Annotated in this window: 20 protein-coding genes; 6 read left to right on the top strand and 14 right to left on the bottom strand. The window is 64.5% G+C overall.

Annotation, left to right across the window (positions count from 1 at the left end; genetic code table 11):
* Positions 1-5 precede the first annotated feature (5 nt).
* From eutB to ACOOEX_RS14110, 3 genes are all read left to right on the top strand, one after another.
* Entirely contained in the window at positions 6-1,010 is a 1,005-nt protein-coding gene (gene eutB, locus ACOOEX_RS14120) for a hydroxyectoine utilization dehydratase EutB (protein WP_420395423.1), read from the top strand.
* Complete coding sequence (locus tag ACOOEX_RS14115) at positions 1,000-1,986, top strand: cyclodeaminase (RefSeq protein WP_420395422.1); 987 nt, start codon at positions 1,000-1,002, stop codon at positions 1,984-1,986. The genes eutB and ACOOEX_RS14115 overlap by 11 nt, the downstream gene beginning before the upstream one ends.
* A gap of 186 nt (positions 1,987-2,172) precedes the next feature.
* Positions 2,173-3,543 (top strand): aspartate aminotransferase family protein, encoded by a 1,371-nt coding sequence (locus tag ACOOEX_RS14110; RefSeq protein WP_420395421.1) that lies wholly within the window; start codon positions 2,173-2,175, stop codon positions 3,541-3,543.
* 64 nt (positions 3,544-3,607) lie between these two features.
* On the opposite strand, the gene ACOOEX_RS14105 is transcribed toward ACOOEX_RS14110, so the two are convergent.
* The 5 genes from ACOOEX_RS14105 to ACOOEX_RS14085 all read right to left on the bottom strand — a co-directional run bounded on the left by ACOOEX_RS14105 (position 3,608) and on the right by ACOOEX_RS14085 (position 9,824).
* Positions 3,608-4,177, bottom strand: coding sequence for a carboxymuconolactone decarboxylase family protein (locus tag ACOOEX_RS14105; RefSeq protein ID WP_420395420.1), 570 nt, complete (start codon positions 4,175-4,177; stop codon positions 3,608-3,610).
* Positions 4,178-4,318: 141 nt separating this feature from the next.
* The gene (locus ACOOEX_RS14100; RefSeq protein ID WP_420395419.1) at positions 4,319-5,278 is read right to left on the bottom strand and encodes an ABC transporter ATP-binding protein; all 960 of its coding nucleotides are present in this window, start codon (positions 5,276-5,278) and stop codon (positions 4,319-4,321) included.
* Positions 5,275-7,155, bottom strand: coding sequence for a dipeptide/oligopeptide/nickel ABC transporter permease/ATP-binding protein (locus ACOOEX_RS14095; RefSeq protein ID WP_420398376.1), 1,881 nt, complete (start codon positions 7,153-7,155; stop codon positions 5,275-5,277). The genes ACOOEX_RS14100 and ACOOEX_RS14095 overlap by 4 nt, the downstream gene beginning before the upstream one ends.
* Positions 7,155-8,102, bottom strand: coding sequence for an ABC transporter permease (locus ACOOEX_RS14090; protein ID WP_071690699.1), 948 nt, complete (start codon positions 8,100-8,102; stop codon positions 7,155-7,157). Before ACOOEX_RS14090 ends, ACOOEX_RS14095 begins: the two co-directional genes overlap by 1 nt.
* Positions 8,103-8,249: 147 nt before the next feature.
* Complete coding sequence (locus tag ACOOEX_RS14085) at positions 8,250-9,824, bottom strand: ABC transporter substrate-binding protein (protein WP_420395418.1); 1,575 nt, start codon at positions 9,822-9,824, stop codon at positions 8,250-8,252.
* 92 nt (positions 9,825-9,916) lie between these two features.
* Here ACOOEX_RS14085 and ACOOEX_RS14080 point away from each other — a divergent pair, with 92 nt between their 5' ends.
* Positions 9,917-10,582 carry a DUF1028 domain-containing protein gene (locus ACOOEX_RS14080; RefSeq protein ID WP_420395417.1) on the top strand — a complete coding sequence of 222 codons (666 nt, stop codon included), beginning with the start codon at positions 9,917-9,919 and terminating at the stop codon, positions 10,580-10,582.
* Positions 10,583-10,634: 52 nt separating this feature from the next.
* Here the strand turns inward: ACOOEX_RS14080 and ACOOEX_RS14075 are convergent, their stop codons facing one another.
* Positions 10,635-11,396 (bottom strand): FadR/GntR family transcriptional regulator, encoded by a 762-nt coding sequence (locus ACOOEX_RS14075; protein ID WP_420395416.1) that lies wholly within the window; start codon positions 11,394-11,396, stop codon positions 10,635-10,637.
* A 91-nt stretch (positions 11,397-11,487) separates the two neighbouring features.
* Between ACOOEX_RS14075 and ACOOEX_RS14070 the strand changes: the two genes are divergently transcribed.
* Entirely contained in the window at positions 11,488-12,684 is a 1,197-nt protein-coding gene (locus ACOOEX_RS14070; RefSeq protein WP_420395415.1) for a M20 family metallo-hydrolase, read from the top strand.
* Positions 12,685-12,813: 129 nt separating this feature from the next.
* Here ACOOEX_RS14070 and ACOOEX_RS14065 read toward each other — a convergent pair whose 3' ends face one another.
* Positions 12,814-13,587 (bottom strand): HpcH/HpaI aldolase family protein, encoded by a 774-nt coding sequence (locus ACOOEX_RS14065; RefSeq protein ID WP_420395414.1) that lies wholly within the window; start codon positions 13,585-13,587, stop codon positions 12,814-12,816.
* 129 nt (positions 13,588-13,716) lie between these two features.
* Here ACOOEX_RS14065 and speD point away from each other — a divergent pair, with 129 nt between their 5' ends.
* Entirely contained in the window at positions 13,717-14,064 is a 348-nt protein-coding gene (gene speD, locus ACOOEX_RS14060; protein ID WP_420395413.1) for an adenosylmethionine decarboxylase, read from the top strand.
* Here the strand turns inward: speD and ACOOEX_RS14055 are convergent, their stop codons facing one another.
* The 7 genes from ACOOEX_RS14055 to mtnA form a co-directional block, all read right to left on the bottom strand.
* Positions 14,065-15,609, bottom strand: coding sequence for a polyamine aminopropyltransferase (locus ACOOEX_RS14055; protein ID WP_420395412.1), 1,545 nt, complete (start codon positions 15,607-15,609; stop codon positions 14,065-14,067).
* Positions 15,606-15,830, bottom strand: coding sequence for a DUF350 domain-containing protein (locus ACOOEX_RS14050; protein WP_071690706.1), 225 nt, complete (start codon positions 15,828-15,830; stop codon positions 15,606-15,608). Before ACOOEX_RS14050 ends, ACOOEX_RS14055 begins: the two co-directional genes overlap by 4 nt.
* Before the next feature lie 13 nt (positions 15,831-15,843).
* Positions 15,844-16,011: a hypothetical protein gene (locus ACOOEX_RS14045; protein WP_306046405.1), complete on the bottom strand. Its 168-nt coding sequence runs from the start codon at positions 16,009-16,011 to the stop codon at positions 15,844-15,846.
* Position 16,012: 1 nt separating this feature from the next.
* Complete coding sequence (locus tag ACOOEX_RS14040) at positions 16,013-17,374, bottom strand: DUF4178 domain-containing protein (RefSeq protein WP_420395411.1); 1,362 nt, start codon at positions 17,372-17,374, stop codon at positions 16,013-16,015.
* Positions 17,371-17,985, bottom strand: coding sequence for a DUF4178 domain-containing protein (locus tag ACOOEX_RS14035; protein WP_420395410.1), 615 nt, complete (start codon positions 17,983-17,985; stop codon positions 17,371-17,373). Before ACOOEX_RS14035 ends, ACOOEX_RS14040 begins: the two co-directional genes overlap by 4 nt.
* Before the next feature lie 111 nt (positions 17,986-18,096).
* Complete coding sequence (locus ACOOEX_RS14030; RefSeq protein ID WP_420395409.1) at positions 18,097-18,756, bottom strand: class II aldolase/adducin family protein; 660 nt, start codon at positions 18,754-18,756, stop codon at positions 18,097-18,099.
* A complete protein-coding gene (gene mtnA, locus ACOOEX_RS14025; RefSeq protein WP_420395408.1) occupies positions 18,753-19,847 on the bottom strand; it encodes an S-methyl-5-thioribose-1-phosphate isomerase in 1,095 nt (364 codons plus the stop codon). The genes ACOOEX_RS14030 and mtnA overlap by 4 nt, the downstream gene beginning before the upstream one ends.
* Positions 19,848-19,874 lie beyond the last annotated feature (27 nt).

Here is a 19,874-nt window from a genome sequence, read left to right as displayed (position 1 = left end):
GGTATATGACATTCAGCCTTGCCGATATCCTGACCGCCCGCCGCGTCCTGCGTGGACAGGCAGACGCCACGCCCTTCGTGCCCTCGCCTCACATGAGCGCGCGGGCGGGACATGATTTTCTGATGAAGCTGGAGACATGCCAGCCAATTGGCGCCTTCAAGCTGCGCGGAGCGATGAACGCGGTAATGACCTTGCCCGACGGCGTGGCGGGGGTGACCTGCTGTTCGACCGGAAACCATGGGCGCGGCGTGGCCTATGCCGCCGCGCGGCGGGGCATCCGCGCGGTGATCTGCATGTCGGAACTGGTGCCGCAGGCCAAGGTGGACGGCATCCGCGCCCTTGGGGCCGAGGTGAAGATTGTCGGGCGCTCTCAGGACGACGCGCTGGCCGAAAGCCTGCGGCTGGTGGAGTCGGAGGGGCTGGCCGAGATCTCGCCCTTCGACGACCGCAAGGTGATCGCGGGGCAGGGCACCATCGGGTTCGAGATGATAGAGGCCCGGCCCGATCTGCACACGGTTCTGGTGCCGCTGTCAGGGGGTGGTCTGGCGGGCGGGGTCTCGGTGGCTGTGAAATCCGTGAACCCGGATGTGCAGGTCATCGGCATCACCATGGACCGGGGCGCGGCCATGCAGGCCTCGATTGCCGCTGGCCATCCGGTGGAAGTGGAAGAGGTGCCGAGCCTTGCCGACTCGCTTGGCGGCGGGATCGGTCTGGACAACAGGCTCAGTTTCCCGCTTTGCCGCGACAATCTCGACGCAATCGTGCTGGTGACCGAAGAAGAAATCCGCGACGCCATGCAGGTTCTGTTCTACGAGGATCGCATGGTTGCCGAAGGGGCCAGCGTGGTCGGGCTGGCGGCGGTTTTGGCGGGCAAGGTCAGGCCCGAGGGGCCGGTCGGCACGATCATCACCGGGCGCAATCTGGATATGGGCCAGTTCCACCGGATCATGGCGGGTGAGGATATTTCATTGGGAGACAGGATTTTGAAGGGCAAGACCTATGGCGCATGACATCCGCATCGTGACAGAGGCTCAGTTGCGGCAGGTGGTGGAGCTGGACCTGACCGCCATCGACGTGGTCGAAAAGGCCTTTGCGGCGCTGGCGTCAGGCAAGGTGGTGATGCCGCCGATCCTGTCGATGGATCTGCCCGACGCGAACGGAGAGGTCGACGTCAAGACCGCCTATATCCCCGGCTTCGACGGATTTGCCATCAAGGTCAGCCCCGGCTTTTTCGACAATCCCAAGCTTGGGCTTCCCAGCCTGAATGGGCTGATGATCCTGTTTTCCGCCAAGACCGGACTGGTGCAGGCGGTGTTCCTCGACAATGGTTACCTGACCGATATCCGCACCGCTGCCGCAGGGGCTGTTGCCGCCCGCCACCTTGCGCCGCCGCATGTGGAAACGGCAGGCGTGATCGGCACCGGCGTTCAGGCGCGGTTGCAGATGCAGGCGGCGCATCTGGTGCGGCCCTTCAAGCGGCTGATGGTCTGGGGTCGGGATGCCGCCAAGGCCGCTGTCTGCGCCGACGATCTGCGGCTGGAACTTGGGATCGAGGTCGATGCCGTCTCCTCACCCGAGTGGCTGGTGAAGGAAAGCCAGCTGGTGGTGACGACAACGCCCGCCCGCGCACCGGTGATCAAGGCTGACTGGCTGCATCCGGGCCTGCATATCACCGCCATGGGATCCGATCAGGCCGGCAAATGCGAGATCGACCCGCGCGCGTTGGCCATGGCCGACGCCTATATCTGCGACAGCGTCGCGCAATGCGAAGTGTCGGGGGAGCTGGAGGCGGCGCTGGCCGTCAATCTCTGGACCAAGGGCACGCCCGGCGAGTTGGGGCAGGTCATCAACGGCAACGCCATTGGCCGCCGGACTGCCGACGATTTCACCATCTGCGATCTGACCGGCACCGGGGCGCAGGATACCGCGATTGCCATCCATGTCTTTGCCCGGCTTGGGACGGCGGGGACCAGCGTGACAAGCTAGGGCTGGAAACGGGCCTTCGCTTTGGCTATGGTCGCGCCGACCACGGCAATAAAGGCATTGCGCGCTGCTGCCGGGGTGAGCGGAGCCTTTTGCCCAGCTCTATCCGGCCCCAGCCCGGAAGCGTGCATCCCGGCTCCTATCCTGTGACCTTAGGCGGCGCGCCGCCAGAACCGCGAGAGATGAGCCATGCTGCGCAATGACCAACTGGACCAGTGGGACCGCGAAAACTTCTTCCACCCTTCCACCCATCTTGCCGAATTTGCCCGGGGCAACCTGCCCAACCGCGTCGTGACCGGCGGATCGGGCTGCCATATCGAGGACCGCGACGGCAACCGGCTGCTCGATGCCTTTGCCGGGCTTTACTGCGTGAACGTGGGCTATGGCCGTCAGGACATCGCAGAGGCCATCGCCGCGCAGGCCAAGGAACTGGCCTATTACCATTCCTATGTGGGCCACGGCACCGAAGCCTCCATCACGCTGGCCAAGATGATCCTCGACCGCGCGCCCGCCAACATGTCGAAGGTCTATTTCGGCCTTGGCGGGTCCGACGCGAATGAGACCAATATCAAGCTGGTCTGGTACTACAACAACATCCTCGGGCGGCCCGAGAAAAAGAAGATCATCAGCCGCTGGCGCGGCTATCACGGGTCTGGCCTGATGACCGGGTCGCTGACGGGGTTGGAGCTCTTCCACAAGAAATTCGACCTGCCGCTCGCGCAGGTGATCCACACCGAAGCGCCCTATTACTACCGCCGTCCCGATCTGGACATGTCTGAGGAGGCCTTCACCGCCCATTGCGTGGCTGAGCTGGAGGCGCTGATCGAGCGCGAAGGGGCGGACACCATCGCTGCGTTCATTGGCGAACCCGTGCTGGGAACCGGCGGCATCGTGCCCCCGCCCGCGGGCTATTGGGCGGCCATTCAGGCGGTGCTGAAGAAACATGACATCCTGCTGATTGCCGATGAGGTCGTGACCGGCTTCGGACGCCTCGGCACCATGTTCGGGTCGGACCATTACGGGATCGAGGCCGACATTATCACCATCGCCAAGGGGCTGACCTCGGCCTATGCGCCTTTGTCCGGGTCCATCGTGTCGGACAAGGTCTGGAAGGTGCTCGAACAAGGCACAGATGAAAACGGCCCCATCGGCCATGGCTGGACCTATTCCGCGCACCCCATCGGGGCGGCGGCGGGGGTGGCGAACCTCAGGCTCATTGACGAGTTGAACCTCGTGCAGAACGCGGGCGAGGTGGGCGGCTACCTCAACGCCACGATGACGGCGGCGCTGGCAGAGCATGCCAATGTAGGTCAGATCCGGGGCGAGGGGATGCTCTGCGCCGTGGAATTCGTGCAGGATAAGGGCAGCCGCGCCTTCTTTGACGCAAGCGAAAAGGTCGGCCCGCGCATTGCGGCGGCGCTGCTGGAAGAAGGGGTGATTGGCCGGGCCATGCCGCAGGGCGACATCCTCGGCTTCGCGCCGCCCTTCTGCCTGACGAAGGAGGAGGCCGACGAGGTTGTCGGCAAAACCGTGAAGGCTGTGAAGTCGGTTCTGGGTTGAGTCTGGTGCTCTGTGGGCTCGGGGTGGGCTTTGTCCGCTTTGAGCCCAAGGCCGCCAGGTCAAGTCAGATTTTTACACCATTCTCTCTGGCGAAATCGGTGTAGAATGTGTCGCTTCGGAGTTCGGCTAAGTCATCGTCGGAGACGGCACTTGCCTCGCCCCCGTCGAAGCTGATGCCGGTGCCTTCAACCAGGCGATTCACAAAGTTGAAGACACAGCAGACCTGGATGGCATCGAATAGCGCACGCTCTGACCAGCCTGCATCATAGACAGCCTGCGCATCCGCCTCGGTCATGCGGGAAGGAGAGAGTGTCAGCGTCTCGACATATGCTAGAATGGGCTTCAATCGAGAATCTATCGGAGCTGCCTTAAGATCTAGCATCAAAGCGTCGATTACTTCTGCATCAATCCCGTATGCCCGCGCGAAGACGGTATGGGCTTCGTGACAATAGGTGCATGCATTCAGTCCGGAGACGTAGGCTGCGATCAGCTCCCGTTCTGCAACGGTAAGTTCGCTTTCGCCACGCATGATCTGGCTCTCATATTCGCACCAGGGCGACAGCTTTTCCGGAAACGAACGATAGACGCTTGCCAGCGTTGCGTCTGCTGGCAGGGACGGGAAAAGACGCTTCATAAAGACCTCACAATCGCGCTTATGACTAAGCTAAGTATGGTCTGAACCTAACAGATCCGCTGTTTCATGTCCTCTTTGCCCTGCACAGCAGCCGTCGACTAAGGATAACGGGGATTGAACGAAGCCCGTGCCGACCGATGCCTACCCCTCCAACGGATGGAAACAGGCCACCGACATGCCGTCGCCCTGATCGACCAGCTCTGGCACCTCTGCGCGGCACTGGTCGCTGGCGAAGGGGCAGCGGGCGGCGAAGGAACAGCCGGGGGGCGGGTTCAGCGGGTCGGGGAGTTCGGTTTCGCGGCCCTCGGGCGCTTTCAGGTCACGACCCACGACCGGGGCGCTTTCGGCCAGCAGCTTGGTATAGGGATGCCGGGGGGCGGAGAAGATGCGTTCTGCCGGACCAAGCTCCACCAGGGCCCCAAAGTAGAGCACCGCGATGCGGTCGCTCACCGCCTCCACCACCGCGAGGTCATGGGTGATGAAGAGGTAGGTCAGGCCAAACTCCGCCTTCAGGTCCGCGAGCAGGTTCAGCACCTGCGCCTGAACGGATACATCCAGCGCCGACACCGGTTCATCGAGGATCAGGATACGCGCCTCAGCCGCCAGTGCCCGCGCGATGCCGATCCGCTGTGCCTGCCCGCCGGAAAACTCATGCGGGTAGCGGTCGAGGAATTCCTCGCGCAGGTTCACGGCGGCGAAGATCTCGGCGATCCGGGCGGCACGTTCCGGCGCGGCCATCCCGTGCAGGTGCTTCAACGGCGCGTCCATGATCTGGCGGATCGTCTTGCGCGGGTTCAGCGAGGAGATCGGGTCCTGAAAGACATACTGGATCTTCTTGCCGAAGGCGGCGGGATCGGCAGTGTCCAGCGCCGCACCCTCGATCTCGATCGTGCCTTTCGTGGCGGGCAAAAGCCCCACCAGCATTCGCGCGAGCGTGGACTTGCCGCAACCGGATTCGCCAACGATGCCAAGGGTTTCGCCCTTGGCGACCTCCAGCGTCACCGGCTGCACCGCGTGCACAACTGCGCGGGGCGGGCCAAAGAGGCTCTTGCCGACGGGGAAGTCCTTTTTCAGCTTGGTCAGCTTCAGGGCGGCGGTCATGCGGGCACCTCCTCGATTTCCGGGGCGATGCATCGCACCCGGCGGGTTGCACCGATTTCATCCAGCGCGATGTCCCCCTGACGGCAGGCCGCGCGCACCTTGTCACATCGGTCGGCAAAAGCGCAGCCCGCGGGCAGCTTGTCCACGACGGGGGGCAGGCCGGGAATGGCCTCCAACCGCCTGCGCCCGCCGCCCAGTTCCGGGACGCAGGCCATCAGGCGGCGGGTATAGGGATGGGCGGGGGTAGCGAGGATTTCATCCGTGGTGCCCTGCTCCACGATCCGGCCCGCATACATCACCGCCACCCGGTCACAAAGTTGCGCCACAACGCCGAAATCATGGGTGATGAACAGAATCGCCACATTCCGTTCACGGCGCAGGTCATCCAGAAGCGTCAGGATCTGCGCCTGAACGGTCACGTCAAGCGCGGTTGTCGGTTCATCCGCGATGATCACGTCCGGGTCATTGGCCAGCGCCATGGCGATGCCCACCCGCTGGCGCATGCCGCCCGACATCTCGTGTGGGTAATTGTCCACCCGGTCCTCGGCATTGGGAATGCGAACCGATTTCAGCAGCTCGATGGCATGGGCGCGGGCCTCGGCCTTGGGCACGTTGCGATGCACGCGCACCGCCTCGATCAGCTGATCGCCCACGGTATAAAGCGGATGCAGCGTCGCCAGCGGATCCTGGAAGATATAGGCCACCTTTCGCCCGCGCAGGCTGCGCAGCAGCTCATAGGGCGCGCCGACCAGCTCCTCGCCGCGATAATAGACCGACCCGCCGGTGATCTTGCCGGGCGGCGAGGCGACGAGCCCCATGATGGACAGCGCCGTGACCGATTTGCCGGAGCCACTCTCGCCAATCAGTCCAAGGCATTCACCCGGCTGGATCTGAAGGTCCACGCCGCCCACGGCGCGGTAGATGCGGGGGCCGATATGGAACTGGGTTTCAAGTTGGGAAAGTTGCAGGAGCGCGGTCGTATCGGCGCTGCCGCCGGGCTGCCGGTCCCGGTCCACCAGCGTGGCGGGCAGGGGGCGGCTGAGTGCGCCGGATTTCAGGCGGGGGTCAAGCGCATCGCGCACCCCGTCGCCCAGAAGGTTGATCGCCATGACGATGATCAGGATCATGACGCCGGGGACCAGCGACGTGTGTGGGTTGGTGATGAGCGCCGAACGGGCCTCCCCCAGCATCGACCCCAGATCGGCCTGCGGCGGTTGCGAGCCGAGCCCGAGGAAGCTCAGCCCCGCGGTTTCCAGGATCATCCAGCCCACGGTGGTGGACATGGCGATGACGATCACCGGCAGCACATTGGGCAGGATCTCGGTCAGGATGATCTTGGCATCCGACAGCCCCGCCAGCCGGGCCGCATCGACAAATTCCTTATGGGCGATACCAACGGTGATCCCCCTGATATTCCTTGCGAAAAACGGGATGTTGACGGCGGCAACAGCAATCAGCGCGTTCATCAGGCCGGGGCCGAGCGCGGCGACAATGGCCAGTGCCAGCAGGATATAGGGAAAGGCCATCAGAACATCGACGAAGCGCATGATGATGTTGTCGGTGCGCCCGCCGTAATAGCCCGAGATGATACCGATCGCGGCCCCGATCGTGGCGGCGATGAAGGCGGCGGCAAAGCCAACGGCAAGGGAAAGCCGCGTGCCCCACATCAGGCGGGACAGCAGGTCGCGGCCCAGATGGTCGGTGCCAAGGATCGCGCCTTCGGAGAAGGGCGGGGTGAAGCGGGCAGGCGTGTTGGTCACATCCGGGTTGGCCAGCGGCAGGATCGGCGTGATCAGGGCCAGCAGCACCACCAGCCCCATCACGATGAGCCCCGCAAGCGCCAGCTGGTTGCGGGCGAGGAGTTTCAGGAACGCCATCATGTCTTGATCCTCGGGTCCAGCAGGCTTTGGGCCACGTCTACGATGATGTTGAACAGCACGTAGCAGGCGGCGACGAAGACCACGCCGCCTTGCACCAGCAGGATGTCACGGCGCAGGATCGCGTCGACCAGCATCTGGCCGATGCCGGGCCATTGGAACACGCGTTCGATATAGACCGCGCCGGACAGCACGAAGCCTGCCTGGATACCGAGGACGGGGATAATCGAAACCATCGCGGCGCGCAGCGCATGGCGCCAGATGATGCCGCGTTCACGCACGCCCTTGGCGCGGGCGGTGCGGATGAAGTCCTGGCGCAACACCTCCAGCATGGCGGAGCGCGAGAGGCGGGCGATGACTCCGGTCGCCACCACGGCGAGCGCCAGCGCGGGCATGGTCAGGTGATCAATCAGCGCCCAGATATCGCGCGTGCCGTAGATGGGCCACATGCCCGAGACCGGGAACCAGCGAAGGTTCACCGCGAAGATCAGGATCATCATCATACCAAGAAAGAAGGAAGGAATTGAAATCCCTAGCAAAACCGCGAAGGTGATGGCCTTGTCCGCAAATCCGTACTGACGCGCGGCAGAGATGACGCCAGCGGCAATCCCCAGAAATGAACAGAGAATAAACGCCGTGCCCGCAAGGATGAGCGTTGCGTTGAAGCGTTCCAGAACCTCGTCCAGCACCGGGCGGTTGAGGTTGAAACTGCGTCCCAGATCGCCCTGAACAAGGTTCCCCAGCCAGATGAAATAGCGCTGCACCAGCGGCTGATCGAGGCCCAGATCGCGGTTCAGCTCGGCCACGTTTTCGGGCGTTGCGTAGCTGCCCAGAATGGCGGTGGCGGGGTCGCCGGGGATCATCGCCATGATCGCGAAGACGATCACCGAGATGCCGATCAGCACCGGAATGGCGGACAGAAGGCGGCGGAGGATGTAGCGGCCCATGGCGGGAAAATCTCCGGTCGGCGGGGGCTGAAAATAGGGGGGCGCCCCCCGTGCACCGGGCGTACACCCCCCGTACACCCCCCGTGCAGACAAAAACGCACCGCGGCGAGGGGAAGGGAGGCCCCCGCCGCGGCGCTCAGTCTAGGCTCAGTTCTTCACCACGTCATGCAGAAGCAGGAAGAAGGATGGCTCCAGAGCGAAGTTTTCGACCCGGTCATTGGTGACCGCGTTCTGTACCCAGTTGGCCACGAAGACCCACGGCGCGTCCTCCTGCACGATCACCTGCATCTGGCGATACAGTTCCGCGCGGCGGTCCTGGTCGGTCGAGGTGCGGGCCTCTTCCAGCAGGGCGTCAACTTCGGGGTTGGAATAGTAGCCCGAGTTGAAGCCGCCCTGATCGGGCCACGCATCGGTGCGCAGCGCCAGGTAGGGCAGGGTGTCGGGGTCGTTGGTCATCCACGCCATTTCGGCCATGTCTGCCTCACCCTCAAGGCCGGGGTTCACGCGGCCAAGGAAGGTGTTCCATTCATAGGTCTCGATGGTGACGTCGAAGCCCACGGCCTCCAGATCCGCCTGAATGGCGGTGCCCATGGCGACGGGGTCCAGCATGCCAGATCCGCCCTCGGTCACGTAGAAGGTGATCTCGGGGTTCTCGACACCGGCCTCGGCCAGCAGTTCGCGGGCACGGTCGGGGTCGTAGGGATAGGGCTCCAGTTCCTCGTTATAGGCCCATGCGAAGGCGGGTGGGGTGGGGCCAGCCGCAACGGCGGCGGTGCCTTCCAACACGTCATTCACGATGGCCTCTTTGTTGATCGCGTAGTTCGCGGCCTGACGGACGCGGACATCGGCAAAGGGACCTTCCAGCGCGTTCAGGATCAGGAACCAGACGTGGGGGCCCGCCTGTTCAACGATGGCAAAGCCGTCGCCGCCGAATTCCGACAGGGCCACGGGCGGAACCTCGACCATCATGTCGATGCCACCGGCGAGCATTTCGGCCACGCGGGTGTTTGCATCGGTGATCGGGCGGAAGACCACGGCCTCCAGCGCGGGACCACCGCCCCAGTAGTCGGGGTTGCCGGTGACGACCACGGCCTCGTTCGCGCGCCATTCCTCGAAGACGAAGGCGCCGGTGCCGGACGGGTTGCGGCCAAATTCAGCCCCATGTTCCATCACCGCAGCGGGTGAGACGATGAGGCCGGTGGGATAGGCGAGGTTCGACAGGAACGGCGCGTAGGGCGCGTTCAGGGTGAACTGAACAGTCATGTCGTCGAGCGCCTCGACCTCCTGCACGGCAGAGAAGAAGAAGGACAGCGGGAACGGGCCGGTGTCATGGTAGGGGTGGTTTTCGTCGAGCATCCGGTCGAAGTTGAACACCACGGCCTCGGCATCGAAGGCGCTGCCGTCATGGAAACTGACACCTTCGCGCAGGGTGAAGGTGTAGACGGTGCCATCCTCGGAGATCTCCCAGGAGGTGGCGAGTGCCGGTTCGACCTCCAGCGTGCCGGAGGCGTAGCGCACCAGACCGTCATAGACATTCATCAGGATGCGGAAGTCGTTGACGGCGGTCACGGCATGGGGGTCAAGCGCCTGCGGCTCGGCCACCTGGCCGACGACGAGAACGCCGGGCGGGGTTTGTGCAGCGACGGGATTGGCCCCGATGGCCAGCGCCGAAGCCGCCACGGCGGCAAGCAGCGCGCGCCGTGTCATGGTCAGCAGTTTCATGGCAGATCCTTCCCTGTGGAATTTATCATGATGAATTGCATTCACGCAAATGATCATGATAAATTCAAGAGAAATATTAGCAGGAGCCCGGCATGACCTTCTCGATTCTTGCCCATGACCAGAAAACAGGCACTTACGCGGCAGCCGCCGCAACGGGCAGCCTCTGCGTGGGCGGATGGGTCATTCGCGGCGATATCGAGCGCGGGCTGTCGGCGTCGCAGGGAACAGCGCCGAGCACCTTCTGGCGTGATGAAGCGATTCGCCTGATGGGGCAGGGGGTGGCCGCGGGCGACGCGGTTTTCGCTGTAACTCAAGGGGATGCGGGGCGCGGCCACAGACAGTTGATCACGCTGGATGTGGCGGGCCGGGCCGGAGGCTTTACCGGCGGCAAAAGCGTGCCCGCCGCCGCGCATCGCTGCTTTGGCGGGCTGGCCGTGGCGGGTAATATGCTGAGTTCAGAGGCGGTTCTGGACGCGCTTGTCGCGCGGTTCCGGGACGGTGAAGGAGAGGACATGGCCGAGCGGCTGCTGGCGAGCTTGCGGGCGGCAGAGGTGGCCGGGGGTGATTCGCGCGGGCTGCTCTCTGCGGCGATGCTGGTGCTGCGGGCCGATGCGCCGCCGCTGGATCTGCGGATTGACCGGAGTGACCGGCCGCTGGACGATCTGGGCGCGTTGTTGCAGGCCGCCCGGACACCCCCCTATGCGGATTGGTTGGATGAAGTGCCGGTGCTGACGGATAAGTCGCGCGCACCGGGATGAGCTGGGGCGCGGACGCGATTTCGAAATCGCATTGTCGCGCTGACCCCAATGGTTACTCGGCGATGAAGCGGCGCATGACCTGCGCCTCCTGGCGCTGCATCAGCGCTTCGGCCCCCAGCATATGCGACCGCATGATCGCTTCGGCCCTTGCCGCATCACCGGCCTCGAGCGCCTCCACCAGGTCGAGTTGGTGACGCTGGCCGCGCACGCGCAGTTCTTCGTTATGGGGCTCGTAAAGCCGGCGATAAACGGTCAGATCCGTCAGGATTCGCGCCATGAACGAGACCATGAAAGCGAGCAGCGGATTGCGGGAATACTCGGCCAGCTTGGCGTGAAACCTGAGCGATGCGATATGCTGGTCCCGCTCTTCCTCTGGCGATTCCGCGGGCCGGTCATATTGTTGCACCAGCCCGCGCAGCTCGGCGATCTGGTCGGGGCAGAGCGTGCCCGCGAGCGAGGCCGCAAGCTCCGGCTCCACCACTTTGCGCATCTGGTAGATGTCCGAGACCGAGAGGTCCTGAAAGTAGAAGTAATTGGCCAGGAGCGATTTTGCCCGTTCAAGGCTGACCTCACCCACGAAACTGCCGCCGCCGGGACCGGTTCGGGTGATGATCAGGCCCTGTGCCTCCAGAATCCGCATCGCCTCGCGCACGGTGCCTTTCGAGACCCCGAAAAGCGCGATCATCTCGGCCTCATTGGGCAGTTTCGCGCCCTGTTTGAGGTCGCGTTCCACCACCCATTCCTTGATCTGGTCAGCCACCTTGACGGGGCGGGACCGGCGGGGGGAACTCGGTTTTGCGGGCGTGTCGGTCATGTGGCTCGGCGCTGATTTATCATGATGAACCTAGACCCAAGCGGCTGGCTTGTGTAGGGAATAAATTATCATGATAAATTTGGAGGCAATCATGGATTGGGGGAAAGAGGCGGCGCGTCGTCTGGCAGAGATTGCCACGTGCAGCGCGCCCGGGCCGGGCGTAACACGCTTTCCCTTCACGGCGGAACACCGTGCAGCGCAGGCGCTTATCACAGGCTGGATGGGCCGGGCCGGGCTGGAGGTCCATCTCGATGCGGCGGGCACGCTTGTGGGGCGGCGCGAGGGGCCAGCGGGCGCCAGGACACTGCTGATCGGGTCGCATCAGGACAGTGTGCGCGGCGGCGGGGCCTATGACGGGATCATGGGCATCGCGCTGGCCTGTCTTGCGCTGGAACGCCTCGGGGATCGTGACCTGCCCAATGCGGTCGAGGTGCTGGCCTTCGCCGATGAGGAGGGGGTGCGGTTTCCCACGGCGCTGATGGGGCCAAGGGCATTGGCGGGGACATTCGATCCAGGGGTGCTGGACCGGTGCGACGCGGATGGTGTCTCGCTGCGCGAGGCGCTGGCAGGGTTCGGAGGCGATCCGGGCGCGGTGGCCGGGCTGAAACGTGACCCGGCGCGAGCGCTTGGATATCTGGAGCTGCATATCGAACAGGGGCCGGTGCTGGAACGCGCGGGCCAGCCCGTCGGTGTGGTCAGCAGCATCTGTGGGATCGAACGCAATGCGCTGACCTTCCGGGGCGAGACCGGCCACGCGGGCACCGTGCCGATGGAGGCGCGGCGCGATGCGCTGGTCGCGGCATCGGGGTTGATTTCGACGCTTCCGGGGGTGGCCGCTGACTGGCCGGGTTTGCGCGCTACGGTGGGCGAGATGCACCTGCATCCCAATGTTGCCAATGCGATTCCCGAGGAGGTGCGGCTGGTGCTGGAAATCCGGGCTGAACGGGATGCAGACCGAGGGGCCTGCGCGGCGCGCTGCCAGGAACTGGCGGAGGCGCGAGCGCGCGCGGCGGGGTGCGAGGTGAGCTTTGAGCGCAGCTATGAACAGCCCGCCGTGGCCTGTGACCCTGAGCTGGTCTCGGTGCTGCGCCGGGCTGCGGGGGAAGGGGTGCCGATACTGCCCTCCGGTGCCACGCATGATGCCTCGGCCATGGCCGATCTCTGCCCGATGGCGATGCTGTTCCTGCGCTGCCGGGGTGGGCTGAGCCACCGGCCCGAGGAATTTGCCAGCCCGGAGGATATGGGCGTGGCGATCGAGGTTCTGGCGCGGGCGATTGCGGAGATGTGAGGCGGGGGGCGGTCCTCCTCAAGCCCCCCTTTCAGGGGAGCCCTCGTCGGCCCGCGTTGCCACGGCTGCGTGGCGAGGAAGGGTCTGCCCCGGTGCAGTTGCGGCTGTGGCAGCGGTTCGGGGGGAGCGTCAGCCGATCTTGTCGCGCCATTGGGTGGCCCGGGCAGCCGCCTCTCGCCGCAGCAGCACCATATCCACATCGACGGCGATGAACTGCCCGCCTGCCGCGTTCACGGCATCGAGCAGGCTCTCGTCAAGCGACAGGATGCCGGCGGGCAGACCGGCGGCGGTGATGCGCTTCACGGCGTCGATGACGGCGGCCTTGACTTCGGGATGCGACCCCTGACCGGGATAGCCCATGGAGGCGGCCAGATCGGCAGGGCCGATGAAGATGCCGTCGACGCCCTCGACCGCCGCGATGGCTTCGATCTGGCCAAGCGCCTCGGCGGTCTCGACCTGAACCAGCAGGCAGATTTCCTCATGCGCGCGGGTGGCGTAGTCCTTGACTGCGCCATAGCGCGTGGCGCGGGTGGTCCCCGCCATGCCCCTTATGCCATGCGGCGGATAGCGGGTGGCGGCGACGGCGGCGGCGGCTTCAGCGGCGTTCTGGACATAGGGGATCAGCAGCGATTGCGCCCCGCAATCCAGCAGCTTCTTGATTTCGACCGCGTCGTTCCAGCCGGGCCGCACCACGGCGCTGACCGGATAGGGGGCGGCGGCCTGCATCAGGGGCAGGGTGTCAACAGCACCCATGGCGGAATGTTCGGTGTCGATCAGCAGCCAGTCATAGTCACAGCCCGCCAGCAGTTCGACCACACCGCTATCGGGGATCGAGACCCACATTCCGATCTGCTTTTGGCCCGCCTTGAGGGCGGCTTTGAAGGCGTTCTTGGGCAGGTCCATCGTGTCGGGTCCTTCATGGGAGGGCAGTTAGTTGACTTGTTCAGCATCGCACGGGTGAGCGGCGAAGGAAAGATCGTATGCGGGCTTCTCAACCGGCAAGTGCCGGGCTATTGCGGAGGGATGAACGAGTTGCCCGACCATACCCCCGGATTGCACCTGATCGTGGACCTTTTCGGGGCCTCGCATCTGGATGACATGACCACGCTGGACAGCGCCCTGCGCGGGGCCGCGGCGGCGGCGGGGGCCACGGTTCTGGCCGATCACCTGCATCATTTCGGCGAGGGGCACGGGGTGACGGGCGTGCTGGTTCTGGCAGAATCGCATATCTCGATCCACACTTGGCCCGAGACCGGCTATGCGGCGGTCGATATCTTCCTCTGTGGCCGGTCCGATGCCCATAAGGCCGCCGACCATCTGCGCGCGGTGCTGCGGCCCGAGCGGGTAGTGATCACCGAGATCGCGCGCGGGCAGGGCTGATCAGGGGAACCAGCGGTCCCAGCCATCGAGGTAATAGCCCACAAGCGCATGGGACTGCAGGGTGTTGGCCTCTGCCTCGACCCGCGAGACATCGCCGCCGAAAAGCCGTGCCGCCTGCCATTCGTCTTCATTCAGGTACCGCAGACCGTCGGGCAGGGGCAGGTTGTCCGCCCCGTGTTCCAAGGGCGCAGCGATGATGAAACCCCATTCGCCGAAACTGGGCACATAGGTGTGATAGGGCAGCGTCCAGAGCCCCGGGGTGCCGGGGGTCAGCGGGTTGGTGGCGCTTTCAAAGGTTTCGACCAGCGACCAGAAGGCCTGCCGTGCAAAAAGCGGTGATCCGGCCTGCGTGACAATGAGCCCGTGGGTGGAGAGCCGCTCGGCCAGCAGCCCGTAGAAGCTGCGGGAATAAAGCCGCGAGAGGGCGAGGTTCTTGGGGTCGGGCAGGTCGAGGATGATGACGTCATAGAGCGTGTCGGCGTGCTCGATGAACTCCCACGCGTCGGAATTGATGATGGTCACACGCGGGTCGCTGAAGGCGTGGTCATTGAGCGGCGCAAGGTCCGGGTGATCGCGGAAAAGCGCGGTCACGGCGGGATCGAGATCGACCAGCGTGACGGTTTCGACACCCTCGTGGCGCAGCACCTCGCGCGTTGCCATGCCGTCGCCGCCGCCAAGGATCAGGATGTTGCGGGCGCGCGGTGCGAGGCCCATGGCGGGATGCACCAGCATTTCGTGATAGCGGTACTCGTCGATGCTGTCGAACTGGATGGAATGGTCGAGGAAGAGCCGCACCCGGTCCTGAAAGCGGGTCACGGTGATCTGCTGGTAGGGCGTGGCCTGATCGAAGATGATGCTGTCCTCGTAAAGCCCGGCATCGGCCACGGAGACCAGCCGTTCAGACTGCACCAGCCCGCCAAGCGTGGCGGCGAAGGCGAGCGCCCAGAAGGTCACCTGTGTCCGTGTCACCAGATCGCGGAAAATCCACAGCGACAGGCCCGCAACCCCAAGGTTCAACGCCCCAAAGGCGAGGCTTGCGGACATCAGACCCAGATGTGGGATGATCAGCAGCGGAAAGGCCAGCGACGCGGCCAGCGCGCCCACATAGTCGACGGTCAGCACGTTCTCGAACCGGAATTCGCTGGCGCCCTCGGCCTTCAGGATGCGGACAATGAGCGGGATTTCCATACCCGACAGCACGCCCACGGCGATGAGCATGCTGTAAAGCGGCAGGCCGACCTCGCCCATCCAGCCGTAGATGATGAACAGAACCGGCGCCATGAAGCCGCCGACCAGCCCCAGAAGGATCTGCGCCCAGACAAAGCCGGAAAACGCCTGCCCCACATAGCGCGACAGCCACGATCCAAGCCCCATGGACGACAGGAAAATCCCGATCACCAGCGAGAACTGGCGCACGGAATCCCCGAGCAGATAGCTGGAGACGGTGGCCGCGACCAGTTCGTAGATCAGCCCGGCAATGGCGACCAGAAAGGTCGCTGCCAGCAGCCAGACCTCGCGCAGGCGCGGGGCATGGGCTGGCGTCATGAAACGATGACGGCCGCGATGATGATGGCGATGGACAGGAACAGCATGCCGATCATGACGGCCAATGCGATGTTCTGATCTTCCTCGATCTCCTTGATGATCGGGAAGGGCGAGGCCGCGACGATGATCTTCCACACGATCCACATCAGCACCATGCCGATGCCGGTATAGACGATGGTGCCGAGAATTTCGGCCAGTTGAAGCTCTGCAAACAGTTCCATTGGATCCTCTTTCTTATTTGACGCGACCGAAGGCGAAGAAGCTGGAATTGCCGCCGCTGCCGGTTCTCAGCGACACCTGCCGCCCGGACGTGTCGGGGGCCGCGCCCCGATAGGCGACGTAGGAGACGCCGAGGACGGCGACGATGGTAAAGGCAAGGAAGATGGTGCGAAACAGGTTCATGTCAGTCCTCGCTCGTCCAGTCCGAGCCGCTCCAGCGTTTGCGGTTGAAGTTCCATCTGCCCAGAAGGGCCACAATCGCAAGGATCACGAAGACGATGGCCAGCCGATAGAGCCAGTAACCGCTGGAAATCCCTGCATAGGTGCGGATCGTGACGTTGCCTTCCGAGAAATGAAGCTGGCTGGCACTGGTGATCTCGCCCTCGAAGCCGGCACGCGTATTGGCGCTGGTCGGTCCTTGCCCGGACCATCTGAGGTTCAGCTGGTAATCGCCCGCCATCGCGGGCGGGAACACCAGTTCGGTGTGATTGCGGCTGCTGGCAGCGGCCCCCTGACGCTGCCCGCCAACGGTCACGACCGCCCGCCGGGGCGCCTCGGGCACCGACCGGCCATCGGGATGGGCCAGATCAATCGACGCGCGGGCATAGACCGGGAGGCTGGGCGGGTTGGCCAGTGTTGGCGCGACATAGGGGGTGCCGTCGAAGGTCAGCCGCACCGGGCCGGTCACATTGGGGATCGTGATCGGTACGGCGGCCGGGATCTGACGGGTCTCGAGCACGATGGGATCGCCGACCAGTGTTCCGTTGCGCGTATCGAAGAAGATGGCCAGGACGATGCAGGCCACCAGGGCGATCAGCGACGTGATCAGCATGAACCGGTCGTTGCCGCCGGACTGATACGGCGTCATCGGGTGGACGCCCTGCGGCACCGGCGGGTTGCTGACACCGAAGGAGGCAGAGACCTCGGCGCTGTCCACCAGTTCCGAGCGATAAACCTCGCGTTCCTGATTGGTTTGCGAGAACCCCAGCATCGCCTCGTCCGCGAGGACGGTCACCGTGGTGGTCTTGTCACCGATCTTGGGCGCCCAGGTGAACTCGCCCTCGGCGAAGGTGATCTCGCCGGTCGAGGTTTCGTAATAGCGGTAGCGTTCCCCATCAATGGTGATGGTCGGCGGGTGATTGGCGCGTTCCACCTGCCCCTCGGACAGCCAGACGGGCCGCCGGAAGCGGCGGGTAAAGACCAGATGCCCGTCCTCGATGGTCAGCCAGGCGTAGCCATGGGTGGGCGAATAGAGCTGGTGGTCGATCCAGGTCCAGGTCTGGCCGCGATAGCGTTCGCGAAACTCCAGCATGCCGATCACGGTGTAGTCGGCGCCCCGGATCTTGCCGGACATGCCGATGCGGAACGGGCTGTCGGGGCGTTGCAGCCCGTCGAACTTGGCGATGACGGCGTAATTGTCCTGCACGTCCAGTTCGGCCCCGCAATAGGGGCAGATATGGACCATGACCCGCCCGCCGCCGAGCACATCGAGCCCGGCCCCGCAGGAGGTGCAGTTGACGGAAGTGGTGGCGGCGGCAAGGCTCATGACTGCCTCCTGACCTTGATCTCGAAGGGATCAAACCAGTAGCCCAGGAACCAGGATTGCCCCCCCTCCCACAGCTCGCCGGACAGCAACAGGCCGTTCGAAGCCTGCGCGTTCACGAAGCTGTAGGTTTCGCCCACTTTCAGTTCCTCGTCGAAACTGCCGCGCAGGGCCACGCATTCGGCGCTGTCGACCTCGACGACCCTGAAATGCTGGTTCTGGCAGGTGATTTCGCGTCCCGGCCGGAATTCGCCCTGGCTGCGGGGATAATTGCTGGCCGGGACAGGTTTCTGCACCACCACATCGCCCTCATCGACCGAGACCCAGGCGGAATCGCCCGAGGGGGTCTGACCCCAGAATTCTTCCCAGAAGCCGCGGCCATAGGAAAACCGCGCATGGCCATGCAGCGTGACCGTTTTTTCACCGCAAATCACCGTATCGCCGATGTCGAAGAGCATGGGCACCTCGTGCATCACGCCCTGTTCGCCCGCCAGCCGCACGGCATCGGACTCGATCAGGATCGTTGAATCGCAGGAAGGACATGTCACCATCCGTGCCCGCGCAATGGTGGGGGTGACGTCATCGCCGCAATTGGGACAGCTGAATGTGCTCATCTGGCAATCTGTGGTCTGCAAATGGCCCCAGGCGTGGGGCGGCATATCGGTAACTCGGGTCAGCCTAAGCGGGGATGGCCGCGAAATAAAGTCAGAATTTCCCGCCCCCGGTCAGTCACGGTGGCCGTAGTCGGCGAAGGCGGCAAGCGCTTCCTCGATTTGGAAGCGGTCGAGCAGATGCGGTGTGCCGATGGACAGCGACAGGATATAGCCCTGTGCCAGAGCCTCCAATTCACCGATGCGCCAGAGCGCTTTGGGCAGGCTTTCCCCCACCACCGTGGCGCCATGGTTAGCCATCAGGCAGGCGTGGCGGTTGGCCATCGCGGCGGTGACGTTCCGCGCCAACTCTGTGCCGCCAAAGAGTGCGTAGCCCGCCAGCGGCACGTCATGGCCGCCGAAGGCCGCAACCATGTAATGCACCGCCGGGATGGTCATTCGGTTCTGCGCCAGGGCTGTGCAATGGGCGGGATGGGCATGGACGACGGCGTGCATATCGGGCTTGGCGTTGTAGAGCGCCTGGTGAAATCGCCATTCGGAAGAGGGTTTGAGGGGGCTCGTCCCGGCGGGGTTACCGGCGAGCGGAACGGGCTGGATCATATCAGGCGTCATGGCCTCGTAAGGAACGCCCGACGGGGTGATCAGCATCGCCTCGCCCACCCGCACCGAGACATTGCCGGAGGTGCCCTGGTTGATGCCCTCGGCGTTGAGCCTGAGACATGCATCGATGATCGCCTGCCTTGTGTCTGTCGTGTCCGCATAGGGGGGCGTCATGGCGCGGCCATCTCGGGGAAGAGCCCGGCAAGCCCGGCCTCGGACGCTTCGCAGACTCCACGCTCGGTGATCAGGCCAGTCACGAGCCGCGCGGGCGTAACGTCGAAGGCAGGGTTGGCTGCGCCGGTGCCCTCGGGCGTGACCTGCACCGTGGCGATACCGGTCGCGTCCCGACCTTGGATGTGGGTCACTTCACGGGCGGGGCGGTCCTCGATGGGAATCTCGGCCACGCCGTCCGACACGGTCCAGTCGATGGTGGGCGAGGGCAGCGCGACATAGAAGGGCACGCCGTTGTCACGGGCGGCCAGCGCCTTGAGATAGGTGCCGATCTTGTTGCAGACATCGCCCGTGCGGGTCGTTCGGTCGGTGCCGGTGATCACCATGTCGACCATCCCGCGCTGCATCAGATGCCCGCCCGCATTATCGGTGATGTAGCTGTGCGAAATGCCGTGGCTGCCCAGTTCCCATGCGGTCAGGGCGCCTTGATTGCGCGGGCGGGTCTCGTCGACCCAGACATGCAGCGGCAGGCCAGCGTCATGGGCGTGATACATGGGGCTGGTGGCCGTGCCCCAGTCGACCGTGGCAAGCCAGCCCGCGTTGCAATGGGTCAGCAGGCGGACCGGCGCGCCCTTTGGCTTCTTCTCGGCGATGGCCCTGATGAGGCTGAGGCCATGGGTGCCGATACGGCGATTGATCTCCACATCCTCGTCAGCGATTTCATGGGCGAGGGCCAGCGCGGCGGCGGCGCGGTCCTGCTCGGGCAGGGGATGTATCGCGGCGGTCACTCGGTCGAGCGCCCATCTGAGATTGATCGCCGTGGGCCGGGTGGCGTGGAGCCGGTCATAGGCTTCCTGCATGGCGCTGTCGGAGCTGTCCTGCGCCAGCGCGAAGGCCATGCCATAGGCGGCCGTGGCCCCAATCAGCGGAGCGCCGCGCACATGCATGTCGGTGATCGCGGTGCAGTAATCGGCGAGGCTGTCGAGTTGCTGGATGCGGAACGCGTGCGGGAGCCAGCGCTGGTCGATGATCTGCAGCGCGTTCGTATCATCGCTCCACCAGAGGGAGCGGTAGGGGGTGCCATTGACTTTCATGGGGCTATGCATGGGACGGGGGGGCGT

Source organism: Nioella sp. (assembly GCF_965215655.1).
GTDB lineage: Bacteria > Pseudomonadota > Alphaproteobacteria > Rhodobacterales > Rhodobacteraceae > Nioella.
This window is presented reverse-complemented; position numbering and strand designations above follow the sequence as displayed.

Excerpts from the sequence above, each read along its gene's own strand:
- ACOOEX_RS14105 (WP_420395420.1), bottom strand. The coding sequence starts at position 4,177 with ATGAAGCGTCTTTTCCCGTCCCTGCCAGCAGACGCAACGCTGGCAAGC.
- ACOOEX_RS14030 (WP_420395409.1), bottom strand. The coding sequence starts at position 18,756 with ATGACGCCCCCCTATGCGGACACGACAGACACAAGGCAGGCGATCATC.
- ACOOEX_RS14115 (WP_420395422.1), top strand. The coding sequence starts at position 1,000 with ATGGCGCATGACATCCGCATCGTGACAGAGGCTCAGTTGCGGCAGGTG.
- mtnA (WP_420395408.1), bottom strand. The coding sequence starts at position 19,847 with ATGAAAGTCAATGGCACCCCCTACCGCTCCCTCTGGTGGAGCGATGAT.
- ACOOEX_RS14055 (WP_420395412.1), bottom strand. The coding sequence starts at position 15,609 with ATGACGCCAGCCCATGCCCCGCGCCTGCGCGAGGTCTGGCTGCTGGCA.
- ACOOEX_RS14045 (WP_306046405.1), bottom strand. The coding sequence starts at position 16,011 with ATGAACCTGTTTCGCACCATCTTCCTTGCCTTTACCATCGTCGCCGTC.
- ACOOEX_RS14080 (WP_420395417.1), top strand. The coding sequence starts at position 9,917 with ATGACCTTCTCGATTCTTGCCCATGACCAGAAAACAGGCACTTACGCG.
- ACOOEX_RS14050 (WP_071690706.1), bottom strand. The coding sequence starts at position 15,830 with ATGGAACTGTTTGCAGAGCTTCAACTGGCCGAAATTCTCGGCACCATC.
- ACOOEX_RS14110 (WP_420395421.1), top strand. The coding sequence starts at position 2,173 with ATGCTGCGCAATGACCAACTGGACCAGTGGGACCGCGAAAACTTCTTC.
- ACOOEX_RS14035 (WP_420395410.1), bottom strand. The coding sequence starts at position 17,985 with ATGAGCACATTCAGCTGTCCCAATTGCGGCGATGACGTCACCCCCACC.
- eutB (WP_420395423.1), top strand. The coding sequence starts at position 6 with ATGACATTCAGCCTTGCCGATATCCTGACCGCCCGCCGCGTCCTGCGT.
- ACOOEX_RS14075 (WP_420395416.1), bottom strand. The coding sequence starts at position 11,396 with ATGACCGACACGCCCGCAAAACCGAGTTCCCCCCGCCGGTCCCGCCCC.
- ACOOEX_RS14040 (WP_420395411.1), bottom strand. The coding sequence starts at position 17,374 with ATGAGCCTTGCCGCCGCCACCACTTCCGTCAACTGCACCTCCTGCGGG.
- ACOOEX_RS14090 (WP_071690699.1), bottom strand. The coding sequence starts at position 8,102 with ATGGGCCGCTACATCCTCCGCCGCCTTCTGTCCGCCATTCCGGTGCTG.
- ACOOEX_RS14085 (WP_420395418.1), bottom strand. The coding sequence starts at position 9,824 with ATGAAACTGCTGACCATGACACGGCGCGCGCTGCTTGCCGCCGTGGCG.
- ACOOEX_RS14070 (WP_420395415.1), top strand. The coding sequence starts at position 11,488 with ATGGATTGGGGGAAAGAGGCGGCGCGTCGTCTGGCAGAGATTGCCACG.
- ACOOEX_RS14100 (WP_420395419.1), bottom strand. The coding sequence starts at position 5,278 with ATGACCGCCGCCCTGAAGCTGACCAAGCTGAAAAAGGACTTCCCCGTC.
- ACOOEX_RS14095 (WP_420398376.1), bottom strand. The coding sequence starts at position 7,155 with ATGGCGTTCCTGAAACTCCTCGCCCGCAACCAGCTGGCGCTTGCGGGG.
- ACOOEX_RS14065 (WP_420395414.1), bottom strand. The coding sequence starts at position 13,587 with ATGGACCTGCCCAAGAACGCCTTCAAAGCCGCCCTCAAGGCGGGCCAA.